The sequence below is a fragment of the Serratia sp. 22264 genome (assembly GCF_052045345.1).
Lineage (GTDB): Bacteria > Pseudomonadota > Gammaproteobacteria > Enterobacterales > Enterobacteriaceae > Serratia > Serratia plymuthica.
In genome coordinates this window covers 77,885-100,562 of the sequence record NZ_JBQEOY010000006.1, presented here as the reverse complement: position 1 = coordinate 100,562, position 22,678 = coordinate 77,885, and the positions used below count along the sequence as shown (strand labels likewise).

The 22,678-nt window shown below is 59.0% G+C and carries 16 protein-coding genes; 7 read left to right on the top strand and 9 right to left on the bottom strand.

Features of this window, described 5'->3' with window-relative positions:
• Positions 1-111 precede the first annotated feature (111 nt).
• Together ACTJJ1_RS19275 and ACTJJ1_RS19270 are read left to right on the top strand one after the other, a co-directional pair.
• Positions 112-1,065: an aldo/keto reductase gene (locus ACTJJ1_RS19275; protein ID WP_440834900.1), complete on the top strand. Its 954-nt coding sequence runs from the start codon at positions 112-114 to the stop codon at positions 1,063-1,065.
• 68 nt (positions 1,066-1,133) lie between these two features.
• Positions 1,134-1,751, top strand: a complete 618-nt coding sequence (locus tag ACTJJ1_RS19270) for a pyridoxamine 5'-phosphate oxidase family protein (RefSeq protein WP_004951944.1) — start codon at positions 1,134-1,136, stop codon at positions 1,749-1,751.
• On the opposite strand, the gene ACTJJ1_RS19265 is transcribed toward ACTJJ1_RS19270, so the two are convergent.
• The 3 genes from ACTJJ1_RS19265 to yegD are packed head-to-tail and all read right to left on the bottom strand — an operon-like array spanning position 1,748 to position 4,214.
• The gene (locus tag ACTJJ1_RS19265; RefSeq protein WP_440834898.1) at positions 1,748-2,257 is read right to left on the bottom strand and encodes an AAA family ATPase; all 510 of its coding nucleotides are present in this window, start codon (positions 2,255-2,257) and stop codon (positions 1,748-1,750) included. The genes ACTJJ1_RS19270 and ACTJJ1_RS19265 overlap by 4 nt on opposite strands.
• A complete protein-coding gene (locus ACTJJ1_RS19260; protein WP_004951942.1) occupies positions 2,251-2,814 on the bottom strand; it encodes a GNAT family N-acetyltransferase in 564 nt (187 codons plus the stop codon). The genes ACTJJ1_RS19265 and ACTJJ1_RS19260 overlap by 7 nt, the downstream gene beginning before the upstream one ends.
• 47 nt (positions 2,815-2,861) lie before the next feature.
• Entirely contained in the window at positions 2,862-4,214 is a 1,353-nt protein-coding gene (gene yegD / locus ACTJJ1_RS19255; protein ID WP_004951941.1) for a molecular chaperone, read from the bottom strand.
• Between the two features lie 181 nt (positions 4,215-4,395).
• On the opposite strand from yegD, the gene alkA reads away from it, so the two are divergent.
• Complete coding sequence (gene alkA, locus ACTJJ1_RS19250; protein WP_440834895.1) at positions 4,396-5,892, top strand: DNA-3-methyladenine glycosylase 2; 1,497 nt, start codon at positions 4,396-4,398, stop codon at positions 5,890-5,892.
• A 2-nt stretch (positions 5,893-5,894) separates the two neighbouring features.
• Here the strand turns inward: alkA and ACTJJ1_RS19245 are convergent, their stop codons facing one another.
• The 6 genes from ACTJJ1_RS19245 to ppk1 form a co-directional block, all read right to left on the bottom strand.
• A complete protein-coding gene (locus ACTJJ1_RS19245; RefSeq protein ID WP_004951938.1) occupies positions 5,895-6,245 on the bottom strand; it encodes a DNA-binding protein in 351 nt (116 codons plus the stop codon).
• A 215-nt stretch (positions 6,246-6,460) separates the two neighbouring features.
• A complete protein-coding gene (locus ACTJJ1_RS19240) occupies positions 6,461-9,799 on the bottom strand; it encodes a diguanylate cyclase (protein ID WP_440834893.1) in 3,339 nt (1,112 codons plus the stop codon).
• A 162-nt stretch (positions 9,800-9,961) separates the two neighbouring features.
• Positions 9,962-11,395: a magnesium transporter gene (gene mgtE / locus ACTJJ1_RS19235; RefSeq protein WP_004951933.1), complete on the bottom strand. Its 1,434-nt coding sequence runs from the start codon at positions 11,393-11,395 to the stop codon at positions 9,962-9,964.
• 200 nt (positions 11,396-11,595) lie between these two features.
• On the bottom strand, positions 11,596-11,775 hold the full coding sequence (locus ACTJJ1_RS19230; protein WP_004951930.1) for a YfgG family protein: 180 nt from the start codon (positions 11,773-11,775) through the stop codon (positions 11,596-11,598).
• Between the two features lie 190 nt (positions 11,776-11,965).
• A complete protein-coding gene (gene ppx, locus ACTJJ1_RS19225; RefSeq protein ID WP_004951928.1) occupies positions 11,966-13,516 on the bottom strand; it encodes an exopolyphosphatase in 1,551 nt (516 codons plus the stop codon).
• A gap of 10 nt (positions 13,517-13,526) precedes the next feature.
• Positions 13,527-15,590 carry a polyphosphate kinase 1 gene (gene ppk1 / locus ACTJJ1_RS19220; protein WP_004951925.1) on the bottom strand — a complete coding sequence of 688 codons (2,064 nt, stop codon included), beginning with the start codon at positions 15,588-15,590 and terminating at the stop codon, positions 13,527-13,529.
• 490 nt (positions 15,591-16,080) lie between these two features.
• Here ppk1 and ACTJJ1_RS19215 point away from each other — a divergent pair, with 490 nt between their 5' ends.
• The 4 genes from ACTJJ1_RS19215 (at position 16,081) to ACTJJ1_RS19200 (ending at position 22,654) form a co-directional block, all read left to right on the top strand.
• A complete protein-coding gene (locus ACTJJ1_RS19215; protein WP_440834890.1) occupies positions 16,081-18,255 on the top strand; it encodes an ABC transporter permease subunit in 2,175 nt (724 codons plus the stop codon).
• Positions 18,252-19,904, top strand: a complete 1,653-nt coding sequence (gene pstA / locus ACTJJ1_RS19210) for a phosphate ABC transporter permease PstA (RefSeq protein ID WP_409443729.1) — start codon at positions 18,252-18,254, stop codon at positions 19,902-19,904. Before ACTJJ1_RS19215 ends, pstA begins: the two co-directional genes overlap by 4 nt.
• Before the next feature lie 28 nt (positions 19,905-19,932).
• Positions 19,933-20,745 carry a phosphate ABC transporter ATP-binding protein PstB gene (pstB, locus tag ACTJJ1_RS19205; protein WP_006316912.1) on the top strand — a complete coding sequence of 271 codons (813 nt, stop codon included), beginning with the start codon at positions 19,933-19,935 and terminating at the stop codon, positions 20,743-20,745.
• Between the two features lie 229 nt (positions 20,746-20,974).
• Positions 20,975-22,654 (top strand): ShlB/FhaC/HecB family hemolysin secretion/activation protein, encoded by a 1,680-nt coding sequence (locus ACTJJ1_RS19200; RefSeq protein ID WP_440834887.1) that lies wholly within the window; start codon positions 20,975-20,977, stop codon positions 22,652-22,654.
• The last annotated feature ends 24 nt before the right edge of the window (positions 22,655-22,678 follow it).

Here is a 22,678-nt window from a genome sequence, read left to right as displayed (position 1 = left end):
TTGACTATGTTTATAAGTGAGTTATTCCGGCTTATAGCCAATGCGTTTTAACGCTTTCTTGATTCTGCGCTAATAATTACCCTGCAAATTATTTATCCCATGGAGCATGCAATGAGCAAAAGAGAATTGGGCCGTTCGGGCATTCAGGTGCCGGCATTGACCTTCGGCGGCAATGTGTTTGGCTGGACGGCGGATCGCGAGACGTCATTCAGCCTGTTGGACGCGCTGGTGGAAAACCAGCTCAATTTCATCGATACCGCCGACGTCTATTCGAGCTGGGCGCCGGGTAATCAGGGTGGGGAGTCCGAGGCCACGATTGGCGAGTGGCTGAAAAAAAGCGGTAAACGCGACCAGGTGATTATCGCCACCAAGGTAGGCAAGCCGATGGGCGAAGGCAAACAGGGGCTGTCGCCGCGCTACATCCGACAGGCGGTGGAAGATTCGTTGCGCCGCCTGCAGGCCGACTATATCGATCTCTATCAATCGCACGACGATGACCGGGACACGCCGCTGGCGGAAACCCTGGCCGCGTTCGATGCGCTGATCAAGGCCGGTAAGGTGCGGGCGATAGGCGCTTCCAACTATCAGGCCGATCGCCTGGAAGAGGCGCTGAAAGTGAGTGAGCAGGAAGGGCTGGCGCGTTACGAAACCCTGCAACCGGAATACAACCTGTACGCGCGCGAAGGGTTCGAAAAAGAGCTGGCGGCGGTGACGCAACGCCATGGCCTGGGGGTGATCAACTTCTTCTCGCTGGCCAGCGGCTTCCTGACCGGCAAATACCGCAGCGCGCAGGATGAGGGCAAGAGCCAACGCGGGGACCGTATTGTGGCGCAATATCTCAACCCGCGCGGTTTCCGCATTTTGGCCGCGTTGGATCGGGTGGCGGAAAAACACCGCACTTCGCCGACGCAAGTCTCGCTGGCCTGGTTGATCGCCCGGCCGGGCATCACTGCGCCAATCGTCAGCGCCACGTCGTTAAAGCAGCTGGATGAGCTGATCGCCGCTACCCGGCTGCAACTGGATGCCGATGATATTAAGGTGCTAAACGAAGCCAGCGCCGGGTAATAGGGATTACTGGACGGTAATTTTGCTCTATCCTGAATGGGTCAATGTGATCCATTCAGGGAGCAGTAATGCAAAGCGATATTATCAACGATCTTGCCGCGCTGGAGCAGCTGTACGGCAAACCCGCCGCGCCGTCGATATTTAAAGAAGTCAGTTACATTCATCCGGTCTACCGCCCCTTTATCGAAGCTGCACCTTTTGCCGCGTTGTCCACCGTTGGGCCTGATGGGATGGACGTTTCCCCACGCGGCGATCCGCCCGGTTTCATTCATATCGAAGATGAGAAAACCCTGCTGCTGCCGGACCGGCGCGGTAACAACCGTATCGACAGCCTGCGCAATATCTTGCACGACAACCGGGTGGCGCTGCTGTTGCTGATCCCCGGTATCGGCGAAACGCTGCGGATTAACGGCCGTGCGGAGATTGTTGTGGCGCAAGAGGTGCTGCAGCGCTTCGCCCACCGCAAAATGCTGCCGCGCTCGGTGCTGCGCATTCATGTGGAAGCGGTGTTTTTCCAGTGCAGCCGGGCGATATTGCGCTCAGGGCTGTGGGACGAAGCCAGCCACCTTGAGCGTTCGGCACTGCCCAGCACCGGCAACATTCTGGCCGAAGTGAGTAAAACGCAGTTTGACGGCGACGAGTACGACAGCGCACTGCCGCAGCGGCTGCGGGATACGCTGTATTAGCGCGGCGTGGCGCTTAACAACGCCAGCAGCCGGGCGAGGCAACTTTCCACCGGCTGGCCGGCGGTATCGATGCGGGCCACCGGCGTGGCCCAAGGCGTATAGTCATGATCGATAACGCTCTGCCAACCGGGGAGTTTCAGCCCGGCGATATCCCCGTCGCGGGTTTCCACCCGGCGGCGGTGTTCGGCGCTGTCGGAACAGTAGACTTCAATATCAAAGCAAGCGGTGCTGGCGCGTTGCGCCACGCCATGCCAGGCGGCCCGCGTCACCGGCAGCGGATTGACCGAGTCGGCAATCACCCGGTGGCCCAAACGCAGGTTGTCTTCGGCCACGCCATAAGCGGCAAAGTAACCGGCCGGCCCAATGTCGCCCGCCAGCATGCCGCTGTTGCGGATCGCCTGTTCAAGAGTGTCTATGCGCAGATGAATGGCTGGTAGCCTGGCCGCCAGCGCTCGCGCCAGTGTGGTTTTACCGCTGCCCGGCAGCCCGGAAAAAACGATCAGCATTGCTGTGCCCGCCATTGTTGCTGTCCCAGCCGATACACTACATGGTTTTGCAGCGGATGGCCCTGCGGCAAACGCGGGTGCAGGAAGCTTTCGCCGTTGAACGCCATGCCGATACGCGCCATTACCCGACGCGAAGGCTGATTGACGGCGGCAGTAAAAGACACCACTTCATCCAGTTGCAGCGAATTAAAGGCGGTAGCCAGTACCGCCCTGGCCGCTTCGCTGGCGTAGCCGTTGCCCCAATGGGAGGCCGCCAACCGCCAGCCGATTTCCACGCAGGGGGAACAGGGCAGATCGTCCGCCCGCCTCGCCAGCCCGACAAAGCCGATAAAAGGCGCGCCGCCTTTCACTTCCACGGCCCAAAAGCCCCAGCCGTGCAGGCGCATGAACCGGCGGATGTTGTCGGCCTGCGCATCGCTTTGCTCGGCTGTCATCACCGAGGGGAAATACCGCATGACTTGTGGATCGGCGTTGAGGGCGGCAAAAGCCGGCAGGTCTTCGTCGCGCCAGGCGCGCAACCGCAGCCGAGCGCTTTCAGGGGTGAGTATTTCAGACATCACTGGCCTCCAATGGCCGGGGTGCGGCAGGCCGCACCCACGGGCAATTAACGGAACAGCGTTTGCGCCCAGCGCGCCAGCCCGGCGGTAACCGAGCCGAAGTCGTTGCCGCCGACGATAGGAATGCCAGGCAACTGTTGTTGCAACGCGGCGCGCAGCAGCGGTGAGCGTGCGCTGCCGCCGGTGAGGTAAATCACCTCCGGCGCGGTCTGGCTGCTGGCCAGCGCGGCACTGACCTGTTCTTGAATGCGCAACAGCGGCTGAGAGATAGCGTCGGCCAACTGATCCTGGCTGATGGTTTCCGCCAGTTCCGGTTGGACGAACGCCAGCGGTGCGTGGGTGGTTTGCTGTGCGGACAGGGCGATTTTACTCTCCTCCGCCGCGCGCACCAAACGGTAGCTTAACCGTTGTTGGTGTACTTTCAGCAGGCGCTTGACCTTTTCCGGATCGGCGGCGTCGCGGATCAGATCCCGCAGCATACGGCCGTTGGCGGCGCTGTAGAAATCGATCTGCGCCGGCACGTCGTTGGTGGCTACCGCGTTCCAGTAAGGCAGCGCAGGCAGGGCGATGCCCTTTTCGGTTTCGCCGCCCATGCCGAACAGCGGCATCAACTGTTTGAACGCCAGCATGATGTCCAGATCGTTACCGCCGACGCGGCAACCGCTGTGCCCCAGCAGGCTCTGCTGGCGATCGGCGCGATCGCGCCATTGCGGCCCCATCAACAACACCGAACAGTCGGTGGTGCCGCCGCCGATGTCCACCACCAGCACGGTCTTCTCTTCGTTCAGCGTGGCTTCGAAGTCCAGACCTGCCGCTACCGGCTCGAACTGGAATTCAATATCCTTAAACCCGGCGCGTTCGGCGGCGCGCTGCAAAATGCCCTGCGCCTGCCGGTTGGCGTCTTCACCGCCGATGCCCTGGAAGTTGATCGGGCGGCCAATGACCGCCTGGCTGATGCTGCTTTGCAGCACGTTTTCCGCCTGGCGCTTGATGTGGAACATCATGGCGCACACCAGGTCTTCGAACAGCGCGATCTGCTGCGGCTTCAGGCCGTTGGCGCCGAGGAAGGATTTCGGCGAGCGGACAAAATAGACTTCTTCCGGATCTTCAACGTACTGCGCCAGTGCCTGCAGGCCAAACTGCACGCTGTCGTTGCCGACCGGAATGTCCTCTTCGCGGTTGTAGTTGATGGCCCTGCGCAGCAACTGTTGGTTCTCTTCGCTGCCGGTCGGCACCTGCCAGTGGCGGTGCAGGCATTCGCTCACCGCTTCGCGCGTCGGTGCGCACAGCATCGACGGCAGGTAAGGTTCGTTGTTTTCCAGCGCCAGCAGCTCGGGGCCGTTATCTCGCATCACTGCGACGGAACAGTTGGCCGTTCCGTAGTCAAATCCAATAAACATGTCTTTTCTCTAATCCCCATGCCAATGAAGGGGGGCGACTTTACCCGAGTCCCGGCCCCTGGGCAACGTATGCGCGCTTAACTGACGAAAAATTTAGCGGGGCGGGCGGCGCTATGCTTAACTTAGGCTTCCTGTCTTAATGTCCGAATCCCGCACGTCAGCGCGCCAGCCGAGTCGCATAATGAACAAAAAACTGACCCCGAGCGTTGCCATGAAAAACCAGCAACAGGCCCTGTATGACGCACTGAGTGCGCGCGATCGAAAATTTGACGGCCGCTTTTTCGTCGGCGTGTCGTCGACCGGCATCTATTGCCGACCGGTGTGCAGCGCCCGCACGCCGAAAATCGAAAACTGCACTTTTTATCCCAGTGCGGCGGCGGCGGAACTGGCGGGGTTTCGCCCCTGTCTGAAGTGCCGGCCGGAGTTGGCGCCGGGATTGGCGCTGATCGACCTAGGCAATCGTTATGCGCAGGTGGCGGTGCAACTGATTGAGCAGGGCTATTTGTCCGAACACAGCTGCGAGCAACTGGCGGCGCGGCTGGGGATTTCCGATCGCCACCTGCGGCGCATCTTTGCCGATCAGTTTGGCGCATCGCCGATTGATTACGCCCAGTCACATAGGCTGTTGCAGGCCAAGCGGCTGCTGGCGGATACCGATTTGCCGTTGAGCGAGGTGGCGTTTGCCGCCGGTTTCGGCAGCCTGCGGCGGTTTAATGAATTGTTCAAGGCGCGCTACCGGCTGATCCCCTCCGCGCTGCGCAGCAACGGTAGCCGCAATGAGCGCACCGTCGCCAGTGGGTTGGTGTTTCATCTGGCTTATCGCCCGCCGTATGACTGGCCGCGCATGCTGGGTTTTTTACAGACGCGTGCGGTAAGCGGTGTGGAAAAAGTGCAGGATAAACAGTATTTGCGGTCGATCGCCGTCACCCTGGGCGGGGTGGAATACCGTGGTTGGGTCAGCGTGCTGCCGGAAGAGGCGCGTAACCGGGTGCGGGTAGAAATTGCGCCTTCGCTGAGCCGGGTGACCACCGAGGTGCTGCGGCGTATCCGCCAGCTCTTCGATTTGGACGCAGCCCCGGATCTTATCGCCAATGCGTTAGGGGCATTAGCCGCCGATGCGCCGGGCTTGCGGCTACCCGGCTGCGTCAACAGCTTCGAACAGGCGACCCGCGCGGTGCTGGGGCAACTGGTCAGCGTGAATATGGCGGCCACCTTTGCCGGGCGTATGGCCGAACGCTGGGGCACCGCGCTGGAACAACCTTACGACGGCATTACCCATGTGTTTCCCAGTGCTGAACGGGTGGCTCAATTGCAGCCCGAAGATTTGCGCCCGCTGGGGGTGCAGCTCAAACGCGCGGCGGCGCTGATCGCCATTGCACAGGCGGTCACCGAAGGGCGATTGCAGTTGGATAACGTGCTGGATATAGAGCAGGGGATCAAGGTGCTGACCGCGCTGCCGGGTATCGGCAGTTGGACGGCGAGCTACATCGCCATGCGAGCCTGGTCATGGCCGGATGTATTTTTAACGGGGGATTATCTGATCAAACAGCGTTTCCCCGGCATGACGCCGCGCCAGATTGAGCGCTATGCCGAACGCTGGCGGCCGTGGCGTTCCTACGCCACGCTGCATTTGTGGCATAACGACGGCTGGGCACCGCTGACAGAGGCTGCCGGGTAGGGTTACTCTTTTGTGGCGATAAGCGCCAGCAGGCTGCTGATGCCTTCGCGCATCAGAAAGCTCAGCAGCTTTTCGCGTTCGCTTTGCGTCAGGTGGTAGTAATACTCAATCCACACGGCCAGCGGCGGCTGGCGTTCCACCTGGTAGGCAGCCGGTTCTTCTTGCAGCATCAGCAAGCTGCGAGCGCCGATGGGCAGGCTGTCGATATGGTATTCCACGGCTTTGCCCTGTATGCCTTCTCGGCGGCGGCTGATCCAGCCTTCGCGCCGGGCTTTCAAATTGATTCCCTGTGGTGAGGTGGGTAATCCTGCAATGCCTGTAAGCTCCCTGGCGGCGAACCACTCATTTTTCATAGCCATAATCCCTGGGCAATCGTACGCAAAGACGGTGCTCTAAACGGCCTGACTGGCGTTTTTGATCGCCGTCCGGCGATGTCATGTTATTCAAACGATTAATCTTTACCCATTAGTTATACCATTAACTCAAGCTTGGCTAAGCAAAAAAGATCGGCAGGGGGCGTGCGGCCGATGATAAGGCCGCAGTCTGAAAGGCAGGGGAAAGGCCAGGGTTAGCGGATGCCGAAATAACCGCTGCTGAGCAGCTCCGACAGCGGCAGTTCCAGCGCCACGGTGTCGCCGTCGACCAGATCGACGCCGATGGCCTGCAGCGTATTGAGCGTGATCGGCTGGTGCGCCGGGCCGGCCAGCGTCTGGGCCTGTACCCGGTGAGCCGCGCTGTTGAGCATGGACACCATCAGCTCGTCCATCTGATTGCAATGCACGTTGGTGATAAAGCGTTCGTCGATGCGAATATAGTCAATCTTCTGGCCGTGCAACTCGTCGAAGGCATTGAGGTCGTGACCAAAACCGTTGACGATCAGCTTGCAACCCAGCTGCTGCAACTGGTGGATAAAGGGTTTGCAGATGGCCGCATGCTCGAGTAGCGCAGCGTCATCGACCATCAACAGCAGGGCTTCAGGCTGCAATGGGGAAGCGCCGAAAGTTGTCAGCAGATCGCGCTGGAATTGCGCATCGAGCAGGCTGTCGGTCGCCAGCGGCAGCGCCACTGACAGACCCTTGCGGCTAATGTCGGCAGCGTGCTGCGTCAAAATTTGCCCGATGATCCAACGATCCAGTTCCTGCAGCAGATCGTAAAGCTGTGCGGCGGCGATAAATTCGTCGCGGGTCAACGACCGGTCGTCCAGCGGCATGACCTGCAATTTCAGTTGATAAAAACAGACCGCCTGCGGCGTTTTAGGCGGCGCCACGGCCGTGACGTTCAGCACCAACTGCCCCTCGGCGATGATGGTTGTCACTTCCTGCCGCGTCAGCACTTGATGCTGGCGCTCCTGCATCGTTTTCTGGCGCGCTTCGTAGAGGTAAACCTGGCCGCGACCGCGATGTTTGGCGGTATAACAGGCGATATCCGCCTGCGCCAGCAGTTCGCCGCTATTGCCGCTGGCAGCATCGATATGGGTGATGCCTGCGCTGGCGCCGACGTGATAAATTTTCCCTTCCCAAAAAAACGGGTGTTGGCTGATATGGCTAACCAGTTGTTGCGTCAGGGATTTGGCCTGTTCCCGTTGGCAGTCGAACAGGATCAAGCCAAATTCATCGCCGCCGAGCCGGGCCAGGCAATCGCTGTTGCGCAGGTGATGTTTCATCAACTGGGCGATATCCCTCAGCAGCGCGTCGCCTGCGGCATGGCCGGCACTGTCATTGACCGCCTTGAAGCGGTCGAGATCGAGGAAGACCAGCGCATGCTGCTGCTTTTCACCGGCACCAGCGATGGCGGCTTTCAGGCGCTTCTCAAAGCTGGTGCGGTTTGGCAAGCCGGTCAGCGCGTCGTGCGAGGCGCTGTAACTCAGTTTCCGCATCAGTTCACGGGAGGCGGTGACGTCTTGCAATACCATCACTGCGCCCATCACTTCGCCGTCCACCGTTTTCAGCGGCGATACCGACTGCTGAATGTCGAAATGGTGCCCGTCACGGCTGTGCAGCACTAGGGCATAATCTGTCGATAACGCCCGGTTTTCCTGCAGGCAGCACTGGATCGGGTTTTCCACTTCCTCGCCGTCTTTGCCGTTGGTCAGGCGCACCACGCCGGCGATAGGCATGCCGATCGCCAGGCCCAGCGGCCAGCCGCACATCTGTTCGGCCACCGGGTTCATAAAGGTGATATGCATTTCATCGTCGGTGGAGATCACGCCTTCGCCGATGGCGTCTAGCGTAATGTGCAGGCGCTCTTTTTCTTCGTGCAGCGCTCCGGCGAGGTTTCTGACCTCCGTCATGTCGATGTTGGTGCCGATCATGCGCAAGGGGAGGCCCTGTTCGTCCAGAATGACGTTGCCCTGGCCACGAATGTGGCGCACTTTCCCCTGGCGGGTGAGCAGCCGGAATTCCAGAATGAACGGCCGCGGATGTTCCAGCAACGAGGCGATCTCGCGATCGGTGCGCTCGCGGTCCTCCGGCAGCAGCAGCGTGCGCCACAGCGACAGCGTCGGCGTCTGGTCCGGGCTAAGGTCATAAAGCTCATACATGCGTTTGTCCCAGGTGAGGACTTCGCTGTGCATCATCCATTCCCAAACGCCGACGCCGCCTACCTGATTGGCCAGCGTGATGCGCTCCACCAGCCGATGGTTTTCCGCTGCGGTGCGTTTCAGTTCGCTGATATCTTCCACCTGAGAAATAAAATACAGCGGCAGTCCTTCGGGATCGCGTACCAGCGATACCGCCAGTAGCGCCCAGACGTGCTCGCCGTCGCTGCGAATATAACGTTTCTCCAGGGTGTAGCTGCTGATATGGCCGTCGAGCAGGTCGCGCACTTGGGTCAGATCGGCATCCAGATCGTCCGGGTGGGTGATTTCCTGGAACGTCAGCCGATGCAGCGCCTCTGGCGTATAGCCAAGCAGTTTGCACAGCGCCTGGTTGACCTGCAGCCATTTCCCTTGCGGAGACACCAACGCCATGCCGATGGCGGAATATTCCAAGGCGTTGCGAAAGCGGGTTTCGCTCTCGACGATATGCCGTTTTTCCTCGCGGAACGCGTGCATCACCATCGCCATCGAATGCGCCGGGATCAAAATCAATAAAATGGGCAGGTAAATCTCGATGTTGCTAAGGGGGGTTAGAGTCAGATGGACATGCAGCAGCCCGAACGAGATCATCATGGTGACCATCAGCGTGGTGCAAAAACAGATGATGAAGGCTTCCAGCCGCGGCAGCGCGATTGCCGCCCACAGCAGCGGCAGAATAACGAAGGTGAACGGGAAGGGCAGGTAGCTCAGCGCCAGGTAGCTGAAGGCCTGCGCCCCCATCAGCGTCAGCAACAACGAGAACAGACTGAGCGTCTCCAGCATGCGGCGGCGATACGCCAGCCCGATCGGCGTCAGCGACAGCACGCCAACCGCTTCCGAAATAAACCAGGTGCTGAATGGGTACCAGAACGGTTGTCCGGGGTCAGGGGCCCACCAGGCGGCCAGCAGGGCGCTGAACAAGGGGGTGAAAATCACCGCGCAGACCACGAATTTAAGCCAACTGACCAGGCCGTTCAGCGGATCGTCCGCCGACAGCAGGCGGCGCAGCAGCAGCGTGCTGACCACGGCTTCCAGCAGGTTGAGCAGCGCCAGCTTGGCCGGCAGCCAACTGTAGCCGAAAAGGGTAAAACTGGCTGCCACGATGGCCAGCCAGAATGCCAACAGCGGCAATCCCCACAGCTTCGTCGGTAGCCGGTACAGTGCCACGATGATGGCGGCGGTCGGGAACCACAGCGGGGTAAAATGGCTGGATTCACGGGACAGCAACAAGCTCAGCAGCGCCAGGACAAAAACCGCCAGCGTCGCCAGCAGCGTCTGTGTCAGCCAAGTGCCTTTACGCGGGGTGACGTGATTGGGTACGCTAATATCCATAGATAACCTTATCGTGGCATCTGTCACTGAACGAGGTCATGACGTGGATGGAATGAGACGATTTATTGGAAAATGTTAGTATAACGCGGCAATAAAACCTACCGAATCAGGCTGTTTTAGTGAGTGGACGCAAAAGCCGGCGCAGGCGCCGGCGATAAAGGGTCAAAGCAGGAACAGCGTCGCCAGGCCAAGGAAGATAAAGAAGCCGCCGGTGTCGGTCAGCGCGGTGATCAAGACGCTGGAGCCCACTGCCGGATCGCGCCCCATTTTGATCATGGTCATCGGGATCACCACGCCCATCAGCGCCGCCACCAACAGGTTGAGGATCATCGCCAGCGTCATTACGCCGCCCATCGCCCAGTCCCCGTACAGCAGCCAGGTGACCACTCCCATGATGCCGCCCCAAACCACGCCGTTGATAATCGCCACCCCCAGCTCTCTCAACATCAGGCGGGAGATATTACCGACTTCGATCTGGTGCAGCGCCAGCGCGCGGACGATCATGGTGATGGTCTGGTTGCCGGTGTTACCGCCGATACCGGCGACGATCGGCATCAACGCCGCCAGCGCCACCAACTGCGAAATGGTGTGTTCAAACATGCCGATGACGCGCGAGGCGATAAACGCGGTGCACAGATTGATAGCCAGCCATGCCCAGCGAGTTTTTACCGCTTTCATGACCGGGGCAAACACGTCCTCGTCCGGGCTCAGGCCCCCCATGCGGCGCAGGGTGGTGTCGCTTTCCTCGTTGACCACGTCAACGATCTCTTCAATGGTCAGGCGGCCCATCAGCTTGCCCTTGGCGTCGACCACCGGGGCGCTGATCAGGTCATAACGTTCGAACGCGCTGGCCGCCGCCTCGGCTCTGTCTTCCGGCAGGAAGCGGGTGGGATCGCTGTCCATCACGTCCTGCACCGGGGTTTCCGGGTCGTTCAGCAGCACGGCGGTCAGCGGCAACTCGCCCAGCAGGGTATTCTTGCGATCGGTGACAAAGAGTTTGTCGGTAGCCGCCGGGATGGTTTTACGCAAACGCAGGAAACGGTGTACCGCCCCGAGCGTGACGTCCGGACGCACCGTGACCAGCTCAAAATCCATCATCCAGCCCACGGTGTCCTTGCCGTAGTGGATCATCTCGCGTACCTGCGCGCGCTGATCAGGCTCCAGCGAGGTCAACAGGCGGCCCATCAGGTTACGCGGCAGATATTGCGCCAGATAGGCCTGCTCATCGACGTCCAGCGTTTTGATCGCCTTGAGCAGGTCTTTATCGCTCATCTCTTCGATCAGGCTGTCCCACACAGGTTCGGCCACTTCCACCAGCGTCTGGCCGCGCTTGCCGTTGCCTACCAACCGCCACAGCGCCAGGCGTTCGTCTTGCGGCAGGGCTTCCAGCAGGTCCGCGAGGTCAGCGGCGTGCATATCGTCCAGCAGGCCGGTGATTTCGGCGGTCTGGTTCAGCAATTCGGTTTTGCTGAGCGCATTTTCATCCCCCGGCCGACCAAGAATGCCATCGACCAGGTCTTTATTGTTTAACAGCAGCGAAAGAATGCGCTGGCGATATTCAGCGACTTTTTTAACGTTATGCGTTGCGACTGACATGGTATTCCTTACTGGCACTCAGTAGTCCTCACAGACAATCTCTACCCAAGATAGAACATAGTGAATGCAGGCGTCATTTTTATGAAATGGATGCAGGCGCTGAGGAATAAGTAAGGGGCCTGGCATACCCAACAGGCGTTGGCCGGCGGCAGGCTGCTTAACTATTCGGTTGCCCTGAGTGTTGATGGCTTCTTGCCGTTTCAGGGGGAGCCGTCCCGGTTTTCTTGGCGGATCTCCGTGGTGCCCTGAACGGGGGCGAGCTTTTTTTCCTGATGATGGGGAACCGCAACCACGGCGGCATACAGCAGGCGGCCGACTAAAATGATAAAGCTGATCAACAGCACTATCTTTGTCATCTGTCCGGTGGTTTTTTTACGCATATATCACCCGGCATGCCGGTTTCCTGTGCTATCTGGTGTTGGGAATTGTAACCGGAATTCCAGGAGGGGATGACAAAAGTTGTCCATTTATTTCCGGCGTAAGCCGCCGGGCATTTCATCGTCGTTTAGGGTAGGGATTCAGCCGCTTCGGCGTTTAACGTGCCCCCACCGCAGGGTGGGGGCGACGGACTCAGGCAGAGCGTTTCTCGTCCTGCGAGCCTTCTTCTTCAATCATCAGTTTCCAGCCCACTACGTCGTTCCAGTAGGCTTGCTCACGTTCGAAATCCAGCTGTACCAGGTTGTTCAGCGCCAGATAGCCGGCCGGGAAGCGCAGCGTCCAGTGGTTATCGTCGGTGCTAAGACGCAACGTCTCCGGCGTAGTGGTCGACTGGCGCTGGTTGTTGAGCAGGGTGCTCAGGCGCAGCAACTGGATCAGCGGCAGATAATACTTTTTCTTGAACAGGTTCAGGCGCGGCAGCTCTTCGAGCTTGATGCCCTTGCGGTGGAAACGCACCAGCGCCGCCAGCAGCAATTGCTGTTCCTGATGGAAACCCGGCAGGTTGGTGTTCTGCAGAATATAAGCCGAGTGACGATGCATGCCGCTGTGGTTGATGCTCAACCCCACTTCATGCAACATCGCCGCCCACTTCAACAGCGCTTCCAACTGCGGATTCGCCAGCTTGGGGTTTTGCGCCGTCCACTGTGCATACAGCAGCTCGGTGGTTTCGAGCACGCGCTTGGCCTGTTCACGGTCAATATTGTAGTGATCGGCCAGGCTTTTGGCGGTGCGGCTACGGATATCCTGATGGCGGAAACGGCCTTCCATTTCGTACAGCACGCCTTCGCGCAGCGCGCCGTCGGAAAGGCGCAGATCGCGGATCGCCAGCGCATCGAACACGCCGCACAAGATCGCCAGACCCGGCACAAACACCGACTGACGGTCTTCGGACAATCCCGGCAGGCTCAGCGCGCTGAAGTTTTTAAACTGCAGCACCTGTTCCGCCAGCATCTCCAGCCGCTCCAGGGTGATCAGGCCGTCTTTTTCGCCCATCTCCACCAGCACTTCATGTGCGGCCTTGATGGTGCCGGACGCGCCAAGCGCATACTGCCAGCCCTGAATGCGGTATTGCCAGGCCAGGGTCTCGAGCTTCTGCGCCGCCGCCAGGCGTGCGCGCTTGAAGTTGTTCTTGCTGATTTCACCGCCCGGGAAAAACTGTTGGGCGAAGCTGACGCAGCCCATGCGGCGGCTTTCCGCCAGCAGCGGTTCAAAGTCTTCGCCGATCACCAACTCGGTGGAGCCGCCGCCGATGTCGATCACCAGCTTGCGGCCTTTTTCCGGCTGCGTGTGTTCCACGCCCATAAAGATCAGGCGCGCTTCTTCCTGCCCGGCGATGATTTCAATCGGATAGGGGATCACCTTGGCCGCGCGTTTGAGGAACACTTCCGCGTTAATCGCCTGGCGCAAAGTATGGGTGCCGACGATGGTGACGTTATCCGCCGGAAAGCCTTGCAGCCGTTCGGCGAACAGCGCCAGGCAGGCAAGGCCGCGTTCTATTGCCTCTTCACTGAGCACATTGTTGCTGTCCAATCCATCGGCGAGGTGGACCCGCTGTTTTAAACGGCCCAATACCTGTAAGGCGCCGTTGACGACGCGGGCAATCACCATGTGGAAGCTGTTCGACCCAAGGTCGATGGCAGCGATTTCCTGCGGTTTGTTCGTTGCAGTGCTTTTTAGCGGCATAGTGGCTGGCCTACTGTCCTGGTTGTTCCAGAGCTTTTAAATACTCATAAATGGCAACCTGAGCGCGCACTTTACGGCGGTTGCCGCGCGGTACGTACTGGTTGCTCAGTTCTTTATCGAGGTAGCGTGCCTTGACCGTGTCGCTGAACAGGATTTCCAGAATATCCAGAACCCGTTGTTTCAGCGTTGGATCCAACAGCGAGACCGCCACTTCTATACGGTAATCTATGTTACGGGTCATCCAGTCGGCAGAGGACAGATAGACCAGTTTGTCACCTTTGTTGTCGAAAACGTAAACCCGATCGTGTTCCAGATAGCGGTCGACGATGCTGATTATCTGAATATTGTCACTGATCCCCGGCAGGTTGGGAATCAAAGAACACATACCCCGGACCAACAGGCGGATTTTTACGCCGGCGCCGGAGGCGGTATATAACCGATCTACCAGCCCTTTATCCACCAGATTGTTGATTTTCAGCATAATGCCGGCCGAGTGCCCGGCCTGGGCGTTGGCGATTTCCTGATCGATCAATTCGTACAGCTTCAGGCGCGAGTTCTGCGGCGACACCATCAGATTGTCGAAGGTAACCGGCCGGTACGGGTTCTCGATAAAGTTGAACACCCGACGCACTTCATTGGTGATGCGCGAGTCGGCGGTCAGCAGTGAATAGTCGGTGTAAATACGCGCGGTTTTCTCGTTAAAGTTACCGGTACCGATATGAGCATAGCGCACAATATCGTCGCCTTCACGGCGCGAGATCAGGAACAGTTTGGCGTGAATTTTCAGCCCTGGCGCAGAGAAGATCACGTGCACGCCGGCTTCGGTCAGGCGTTTGGCCCAGTGAATATTGGCCTCTTCATCAAAGCGCGCCTGCAGTTCCACCACCACCGTGACCTTTTTGCCGTTGTGCGCGGCGTGGATCATCGACTCGATAATGCGCGAGTCTTTCGCCACGCGGTAAATATTGATTTTGATCGCCAGCACGCTCGGGTCGAACGACGCCTGGCGCACCAGCTCCAGCACGTGCTCGAAGGTATGGTATGGGTAGTAGAGCAGCACGTCCTGTTCGCGGATGGCGTCAAAGCCGTTGCGGAATTTATCGAACCAGATGTGGCGCAGGCGCGGCAGCGGTTTATTGACCAGGTTGGCCTTACCGACGTTCGGGAAGCCAATGAAATCTTTAAAGTTATGGTAGCGGCCGCCGGCGATCACCGAATCATAGTTGGAGATGCCGAGCTTGCCGCGCAGCAGTTCCACCATTTCGTTCGGCATGTCGCGCTGATAAACGAAACGCACCGGTTCGGCGGTGAGGCGTTGTTTCAGGCTGGAGGACATCAGCTCCAGCAGGCTGGATTCCATTTCGGTCACCAGGTCATATTCGGCGTCGCGCGTCATTTTCATCGAATAGGCGTTGAGCGCATCGTAATCGAAGAAGCCCTTGAAGATATCGTCCAGGCAGTAACGCAGAATGTTGTCCAGCAGGATCATCGGTTTGCGGCGGCGCGGCGCTTCCGGCGGCAGGTTGACGAAGCGCGGTACCTTATCGGACGGGATCTCCAGCAACGCGTATTCGATGCGCGTACCGCGGATAATCTCTACCGCCAGATAGGTGTAATCGTCTTTCAGGAACTGCACCAGATTGGTGTCGTGGTTGATCAGGATCGGGGTGATGTGTTGGCGCAGATGCTGCTTGAAGTATTGGCGCAGCCAGGACTGCTGGTTCTCCGACACCTGACGTTCGTTGATCAAGAAGATCTGGTTGCGTGCCATTTCCAGCAGCAGATCGTTATACAGGCTGTCGAATTCCTGATCGGTTTTTAATACCTTGGCCTGGATCTTCTTCAGCAAATGACGTGAAGCGCCGCCGGATCCTTGCTCTTCGCTGATCAGGATGCGCCGCTTGAGATCGGCAAAGCGGACCTTATAGAACTCGTCGAGGTTATTGGAGTAAATGCCCAGAAAACGCATGCGCTCAATCAGGGGATTGCTCTTATCTGCGGCTTCCTGCAACACGCGTTCATTAAAGGATAACCAGCTTAATTCTTTTTCGATGTAGAGCTTTTCCTGACCCATTGCCACTCCAGTTCAATTTTAGAAAAGGACCCGGGACGCCCCCCCAAAGCCCGTACTCTGCGTTGTCGGGCTTGAACGTAGCCCGGCTATGTCCTGCACCCTCAACCTTGATGATGGGCTTTTGAGTCCGCAGCGGCACCGGGACACAGCCTATTGTCCTTCATCATTATTGCGAGAGATTGACAGGAAAGTCCAACATATCCATTGCGTTGGCACGGGGCATTTTGCGGTATAAAAAATATTTTTGCGGCGTTGAAGCCGCTGGTCAATATTGTCCGATATAAAATCTCGAATATTAACCCTTGTTATTTGCTATATGACCGGTATTTTCATCATATTTCAGAAATATACTTGGCATACAGTGGGTTTTATTAGTTGAATAATCCAATTAATAGGTGAGGAACTTTGTCATGCAAACGTCACAAAACTGACATAAGATGCCCGGTTATTCTATGGCGCAAGCCTGATTACATCAGCGACAGCGAGAGACATGGCACAGACTACGGTAAACCAACATCCCCGGGATCGCCTGCGCGCGCGCATCGACCGGAGCGTGCAGGCGGCGGTGACCGTCAGCGGGCTGCTGGTGCTGATGACGCTCATGCTGATCTTCGTTTACCTGCTGTTTGCGGTGCTGCCGCTGTTCAAACCGGCGGCGATGGGCAAGGCGCAGCCGCTGGCGATCGCAGCTTCTGCACCGGCGCTGGCGTTGGGCATGGATGTGCAGCAACGCATCGGTTATCGCATTGATGCGCAGGGCGTGGGCCAGTTTTACCGTTTGACGCCGCAAGAGGGCGCGAAGGCCGGCGAACTGCTGGCGCAGCAACCGGTGCTGGCCAAACCGACGTTGCTCGCCCAGGCTGCGGGCGAACGCGACCTGTTTGCTTTGGCGCAGGCCGATGGCCGGTTTATTGTCGCCAGCGCGGACTTTGCCGCGGCGGGATCGGCGGTGCCGCAGTGGGCGTTTCCACTCGGACAACGGCCACAGGCGCTGGATCAACGGGGCCGGCCGCTGACGCTGCTGACGCTGGCCGAGGCGCGGCGCGGCCAGTACTTGCTGGCCGGCGTCACCGACGATAACCGGTTGGTGTTTGGCCGTTTCGGTAACGAACACCCGCCGCAGTTGAGCGCAAGCGCACTGGACCGTGCGCCGCAGCAGATCGTGCTGACCCCGGACGGGCGCCAGTTGTACCTTTTGACGGATAACCGCCTGGCGCGTTACCAGATTAACGGCACGCAGCTGCAACTGAAAGAAACCCGCATCCTCGGGGAGCATTCGCCTTATCAGCTGACGGCGTTGCCCGGCGGCAGTGCGCTGTTGATCGAAGCGGCTGACGGCAGCGTGCGCGAATGGTTCGACGTGGAAAAGAACCAGCGCTGGCAACTGACGCCGGTGCAGCATTTCGAACACAGTGCCGAATCGCAAGATTTGCTGGTGGCCGAGCCTTATCGCCGGGTATTCGCTACCCTGCGGCCCGATGGCGGTTTCTCACTGTTCTCGAGCATTCAGCCGCAGCCGTTGCTCAACGGCAGGCTGAGCAGTGGCGTTCGGCAGATGGCGTTCTCCCCGAGCGGCGACGGCCTGCTGCTGGAAACGGCGCAGGGCTGGCAGCACTACGCGATTGATAACCCTTACCCTGACGTGACCTGGCGTTCGCTGTGGCACAAGGTGTGGTATGAGAATTACCCTGAGCCGGCCTACGTGTGGCAATCGACCTCCGGCGAGGACAGCTATCAGGCCAAATTCAGCCTGATGCCGGTGATTTTTGGCACCTTCAAGGCGGCGAGTTACGCGATGCTGTTCGCGATCCCGCTGGCGCTGGCGGGGGCGATTTACACCGCTTATTTCATGTCGCCCGGGCTGCGGCGGGTGATCAAACCGGCTATCGAGGTGATGGGCGCGTTGCCGACGGTGGTTATCGGGCTGGTGGCCGGCATCTGGCTGGCCCCGGTGATTGAACATTATTTGCTGGCGGTGCTGTCGCTGCCGGTGCTGCTGGCGGTAGCGGTGTTGGCCTGTGGCGCAGTGGTGAACCGATTTGCGCCGCGGCGGTTACCGCCAGGTTTCGATCTGCTGATCCTGCTGCCTTTGATGCTGCTGGTCGTCTGGCTGACGTTCAGCGTTGGGCCGTGGCTGGAAGTGAAACTGTTCGGGGAACCGCTGCATTTCTGGCTGGGCGATGATTATGACCAGCGCAACGCGCTGGTGGTCGGCGTAGCGATGGGATTTGCGCTGGTGCCGATTATTTTCTCGCTGGCGGAAGACGCCTTGTTCAGCGTGCCGGCCACGCTCAGCCAGGGATCGCTGGCGTTGGGGGCGACCCAGTGGCAAACCGTGATGCGGGTGGTGCTGCCTTCGGCCAGCGCCGGCATTTTCTCGGCGCTGATGATAGGGTTTGGCCGGGCGGTGGGCGAGACCATGATTGTGTTGATGGCCACCGGCAATACGCCGATTATCGACGGCAGCCTGTTCCAGGGCCTGCGTGCGCTGGCGGCCAATATCGCGATAGAAATGCCCGAGGCGGTAGCCGGCAGCAGCCATTACCGGGTGCTGTTCCTGACCGCGCTGGTGCTGTTTATTTTCACTTTCGTGTTCAATACGCTGGCGGAGGCGGTTCGTCTGCGTCTGCGTAAACGCTATACCCTGAATCAGGAGGCGCCATGAAGCACTGGGTGAAAAGCGGTTCGCCGTGGATTTGGCTGACCGCCGGTTCGGTGACCGTCAGCCTGCTGGCGTTGCTCGGTATCATGTTGCTGTTGGCCGGGCAGGGGATGCGCTATTTCTGGCCCAGCCCGGTTTACCAGTTTGAGTTGAATCAGAGCGCGGCCGGCCCGGTGATGATGATCGGCGAGCTGTACCAGCAGCAAAGCCTTCCCCGCCGCCAGTTGCAGGAGTCCGGCGTTGCGTTGCCGCCGGGGAATGCGCAGAACTTCGAACGCTATCTGATCAAAGTCGGCAACCGCGAGAGCGAAGGGCAGGATTTCCGCACGTTGCTGGCCAGCGATATCCTGCGGCAGAGTACGCCGCGTGATCTGCTGGTGCTGGAGCGCAACAGCAACGGCACCGCTTATGGCTATTTGGCGGGGATGCTGGAAGACGGGCAGCCTTTGACCGGGCGCAATATCAACCAGGCGCTGCAGCAGCGTTTGCCGCAGATCGCCGCGCTTTCGCGGCAGGCGCACGACATTCAATTTCGCGATATGGCGCGCATCAACCAAAGGTTCGATGCGCTGCGCCTGCGCGAAAAGAGCCTGCAGCGCGATGACAAGCTCGACGCTCGTTCGCAGGCCTCCATCAGGGCTGAAAGGCTGGAGTTGCAACGCCGGTATCGGCAGTTGTCTGACCGGCTGGAAGGGCTGAACCGCGATCGCCAGCGCGATGCGCTGCTGCTGCGTGACATGCACGGGCAGGTTCATACCATTGCGCTCAGCCAGGTGCGCGATGCCTGGTATCCCAATGCAATGAACACCACCCAGAAGCTGGTGCACTGGGCCGAGCAGGTAAAGAAATTCCTCAGCGACAGCCCGCGTGAGGCCAATACCGAAGGCGGCGTGTTCCCGGCGATTTTCGGCACCGTGCTGATGGTGATCCTGATGTCGATAGTGGTGATGCCGTTTGGCGTGATCGCCGCCGTTTACCTGCACGAGTATGCCGGCAATAATTTGCTTACGCGGCTGATCCGCATTGCGGTGGTCAATCTGGCCGGCGTGCCGTCGATTGTTTACGGCGTGTTTGGCCTGGGGTTCTTCGTTTATATGATTGGCGGTACCCTCGATCAGCTGTTTTACCCGGAGTCGCTGCCCAACCCGACCTTCGGTACGCCTGGCGTGCTGTGGGCGGCGTTGACGCTGGCGTTGCTGACGCTGCCGGTGGTGATCGTCGCTACCGAGGAGGGGCTGTCGCGCATTCCCGCCACGCTGCGCCAGGGATCCTTGGCATTAGGTGCCAGCCGTGCGGAAACGCTGTGGCGTATCGTTTTGCCGATGGCCGCGCCGGCGATGATGACCGGCCTGATCCTGGCGGTGGCGCGCGCCGCCGGGGAAACGGCGCCGCTGATGTTGGTGGGTGTGGTGAAATCCGTGCCGGTGCTGCCGGTGGACGATATTTTCCCGTATCTGCATCTGGAGCGGAAGTTTATGCATCTGAGCTTCCAGATTTACGATATGGCCTTCCAGAGCCCGAGCGTGGAAGCCGCCCGGCCGCTGGTGTTCGCCACGGCGTTTTTGCTGGTGGCGATTGTGGTGGGGTTGAATCTGGCGGCGATGGGCATCCGCCATTCGTTGAGGGAGCGGTACAGAGCATGGTCGCAGTAACAATGACGTTATTTCTGGGGAGTGCGTAATGGGTTTGATGACGCCAGGCAGTTTGCCCCGGCTGGATGTCCAGCATCTTGATGATGAACATACCGCGCTGGCGGTGAACGGCCTCAACCTGTTTTATGGCGAGAAACAGGTACTGCACAATATTTCGCTGCGTATTCCCAAGCACCGCGTTACGGCGCTGATCGGCCCTTCCGGTTGCGGTAAGTCGACGCTGCTACGCTGCTTTAACCGCATGAACGATTTGGTGGATAACTGCCGGATCGAAGGTGAGCTGCAACTCAACGGGCAGGGCATTTCCGGCACGCAGATCGACGTGGCGGCGCTGCGGCGGCGGGTCGGTATGGTGTTCCAGCGCCCGAACCCGTTCCCGAAGTCGATTTATGAAAACGTGGTCTATGGCCTGCGGCTACAGGGCGTGCGCGACCGGCGGATCCTGGACGAGGCGGTGGAGCGTTCGCTGCGCGCCGCAGCGCTGTGGCATGAGGTCAAGGATCGGTTGCGCGAGAATGCGTTCCGCCTTTCCAGCGGCCAGCAGCAGAGGTTGGTGATTGCGCGGGCGATAGCCATTGAGCCGGAAGTGTTGTTGCTCGATGAACCGACCTCGGCGCTAGATCCGATCTCCACCCTGACCATCGAAGAGCTGATCTCCGCGCTGAAACAGCAGTACAGCGTGGTGCTGGTTACCCACAACATGCAGCAGGCGGCGCGGGTGTCCGATTACACGGCGTTTATTCACCAGGGGCAACTTGTGGAATACAACGCGACCGACGATATCTTTACGTCACCGCGTCAGCGCCGCACCGAGGATTATATTACCGGGCGTTACGGTTAAGGATTGTTGGGCGCAGTTCAATGCTGCGCCCCGTTCCACTGGAGCTCGTTAGCTTCAATGCCCTTTAGTTCATTACGCCGCTCGTCCTGCCGCTCCTTCACGGTTATCCCCTGAACTTTCGCTATTTTCTGCACTTTGAATAAAAACAATTCTCATTCGTATGGACGAGAAGGGATAAATGTTTATAATTCGCTAATCTATGTAAATTATCGTAAATGGATGTTTTTAAATGTGTGCATGGAAGCTATGCATCTGGGCTTTGGTGTTTATGGCCAGTGTCGGGCGTTTTCATTGCGTTCAGGCAGCGGAAATTGCCAGCCCGGTCGACCGCGACAGCATTACCCAACAGCAAAAAACGTTGCTGGAACAAGCGCAGCAGCAGCGTGAAGCACTGCAAAGCAATGTCGCGTTGCCTGCATTACCGCTGCCTGTGGAGAGTGCGGGCGAGGGAACCTGCCACAACGTGCAACGCATTGTATTTCAGGGGGCGGAACACCTCTCCTGGTCGGTGAAAGAAAAACTGGCAAAACCCTACCAGGGCCGTTGCCTGACTTTGAACCACATCAATCGCCTGGTGCGAGAAACCACCAATGCCTATCTGCAACGCGGCTATATCACCTCGCAGGCCTTCCTGCAGGATCAGGATATTGCCGGCGGTACGTTGATCGTCAGCGCCAATGAAGGACGTGTGGAATCCATTACGCTTGATGGAGAAAACACGCTGGCGTTACGAATGGCGTTCCCCGGCAGGGCCGGTGAGGTATTGAACCTGCGGGATATTGAACAGGGGATGGAACAGCTCAATCGGTTGCTCTCAAAGCAGGTGAGCATCGATATCCAGCCTGGAACGCATTCTGGTTATTCAAACGTGGTATTGCGGCGCAGTTCCGCGCGTTTGCCCGTTGCACTTTCTTTTGGTGCAGACAACAGCGGCCAGAAAAGTACGGGCACCGGGCAGATGAATGCCGGCATAACGTTGGATAATCCGTTGCGCCTTGCCGAACAGTGGTCATTTTCTGCGGCACGTAACAGCGATTTCAGCCATAGCCATCGCAGCCGCAGCCTCAACGGCGGCGTGACCTTGCCCTACGGCTACTGGCTATTCAGCTATCAATATGCCTGGAATGATTTTTTCCAGAACGTGCCGTTCAATGGCGACGCTTACCGCTATAAGGGAAATAGTCAAACCCAGCGTTTGGGTGCCAACCGCACGCTGTTGCGGGACGGTTCGCGCAAGTTTTCTGTCGACATAGGGCTGACGCGCAGGCGTACAGAGAACCAACTGGCGGGCGAACGTCTGGCTATCAGCAGCCCGACGCTCAGCGTATTTAGCCTCGGCGGGAATTACAGCGCGGTCGCCGGGCGCGGCTATCTGACGCTGAACCCGACGGTAAGCCACGGCCTACGTATGTTGGGTGCCACCACGGATGACCCGGAGCATACCAGTGCGCCGCGCAGCGAGTTTCGCAAACTTAGCCTCAGCGCCAGTTACTTCTATCCTCTGACTCCCTCTTTGTACTACCTGACATCAGCCTACGGGCAAACTACACCGGATAACCTGTACTCCAGCGAGCGCGTCTCCGTTGGCGGGCAGTATTCGGTTCGCGGCTTCAAAGAGCAATACCTGACCGGCAATCGCGGTGGGTACTGGCGTAACGAGCTCAACTGGCAATGGATGACGCAACCGGGGCTGGGGGACCTCTCTCTGATTGGCGCGTTGGACACCGGCTGGGTGCAGGGGCGCGCCGGGCAAATCGACGGTGGAAACGTCAGTGGCGTGGCGCTGGGCGCTTTGCTGAATGGGCGATGGTTCAATCAGTCGTTCACCGTCGGTAAACCCCTGAAGCACCCTGGCAGCTTGCAACCGGATCATTGGGTGGCCTACTGGCAAGCCGCCTTCACGTTATAACGTCAGCACAGGGTAAGACGCCCG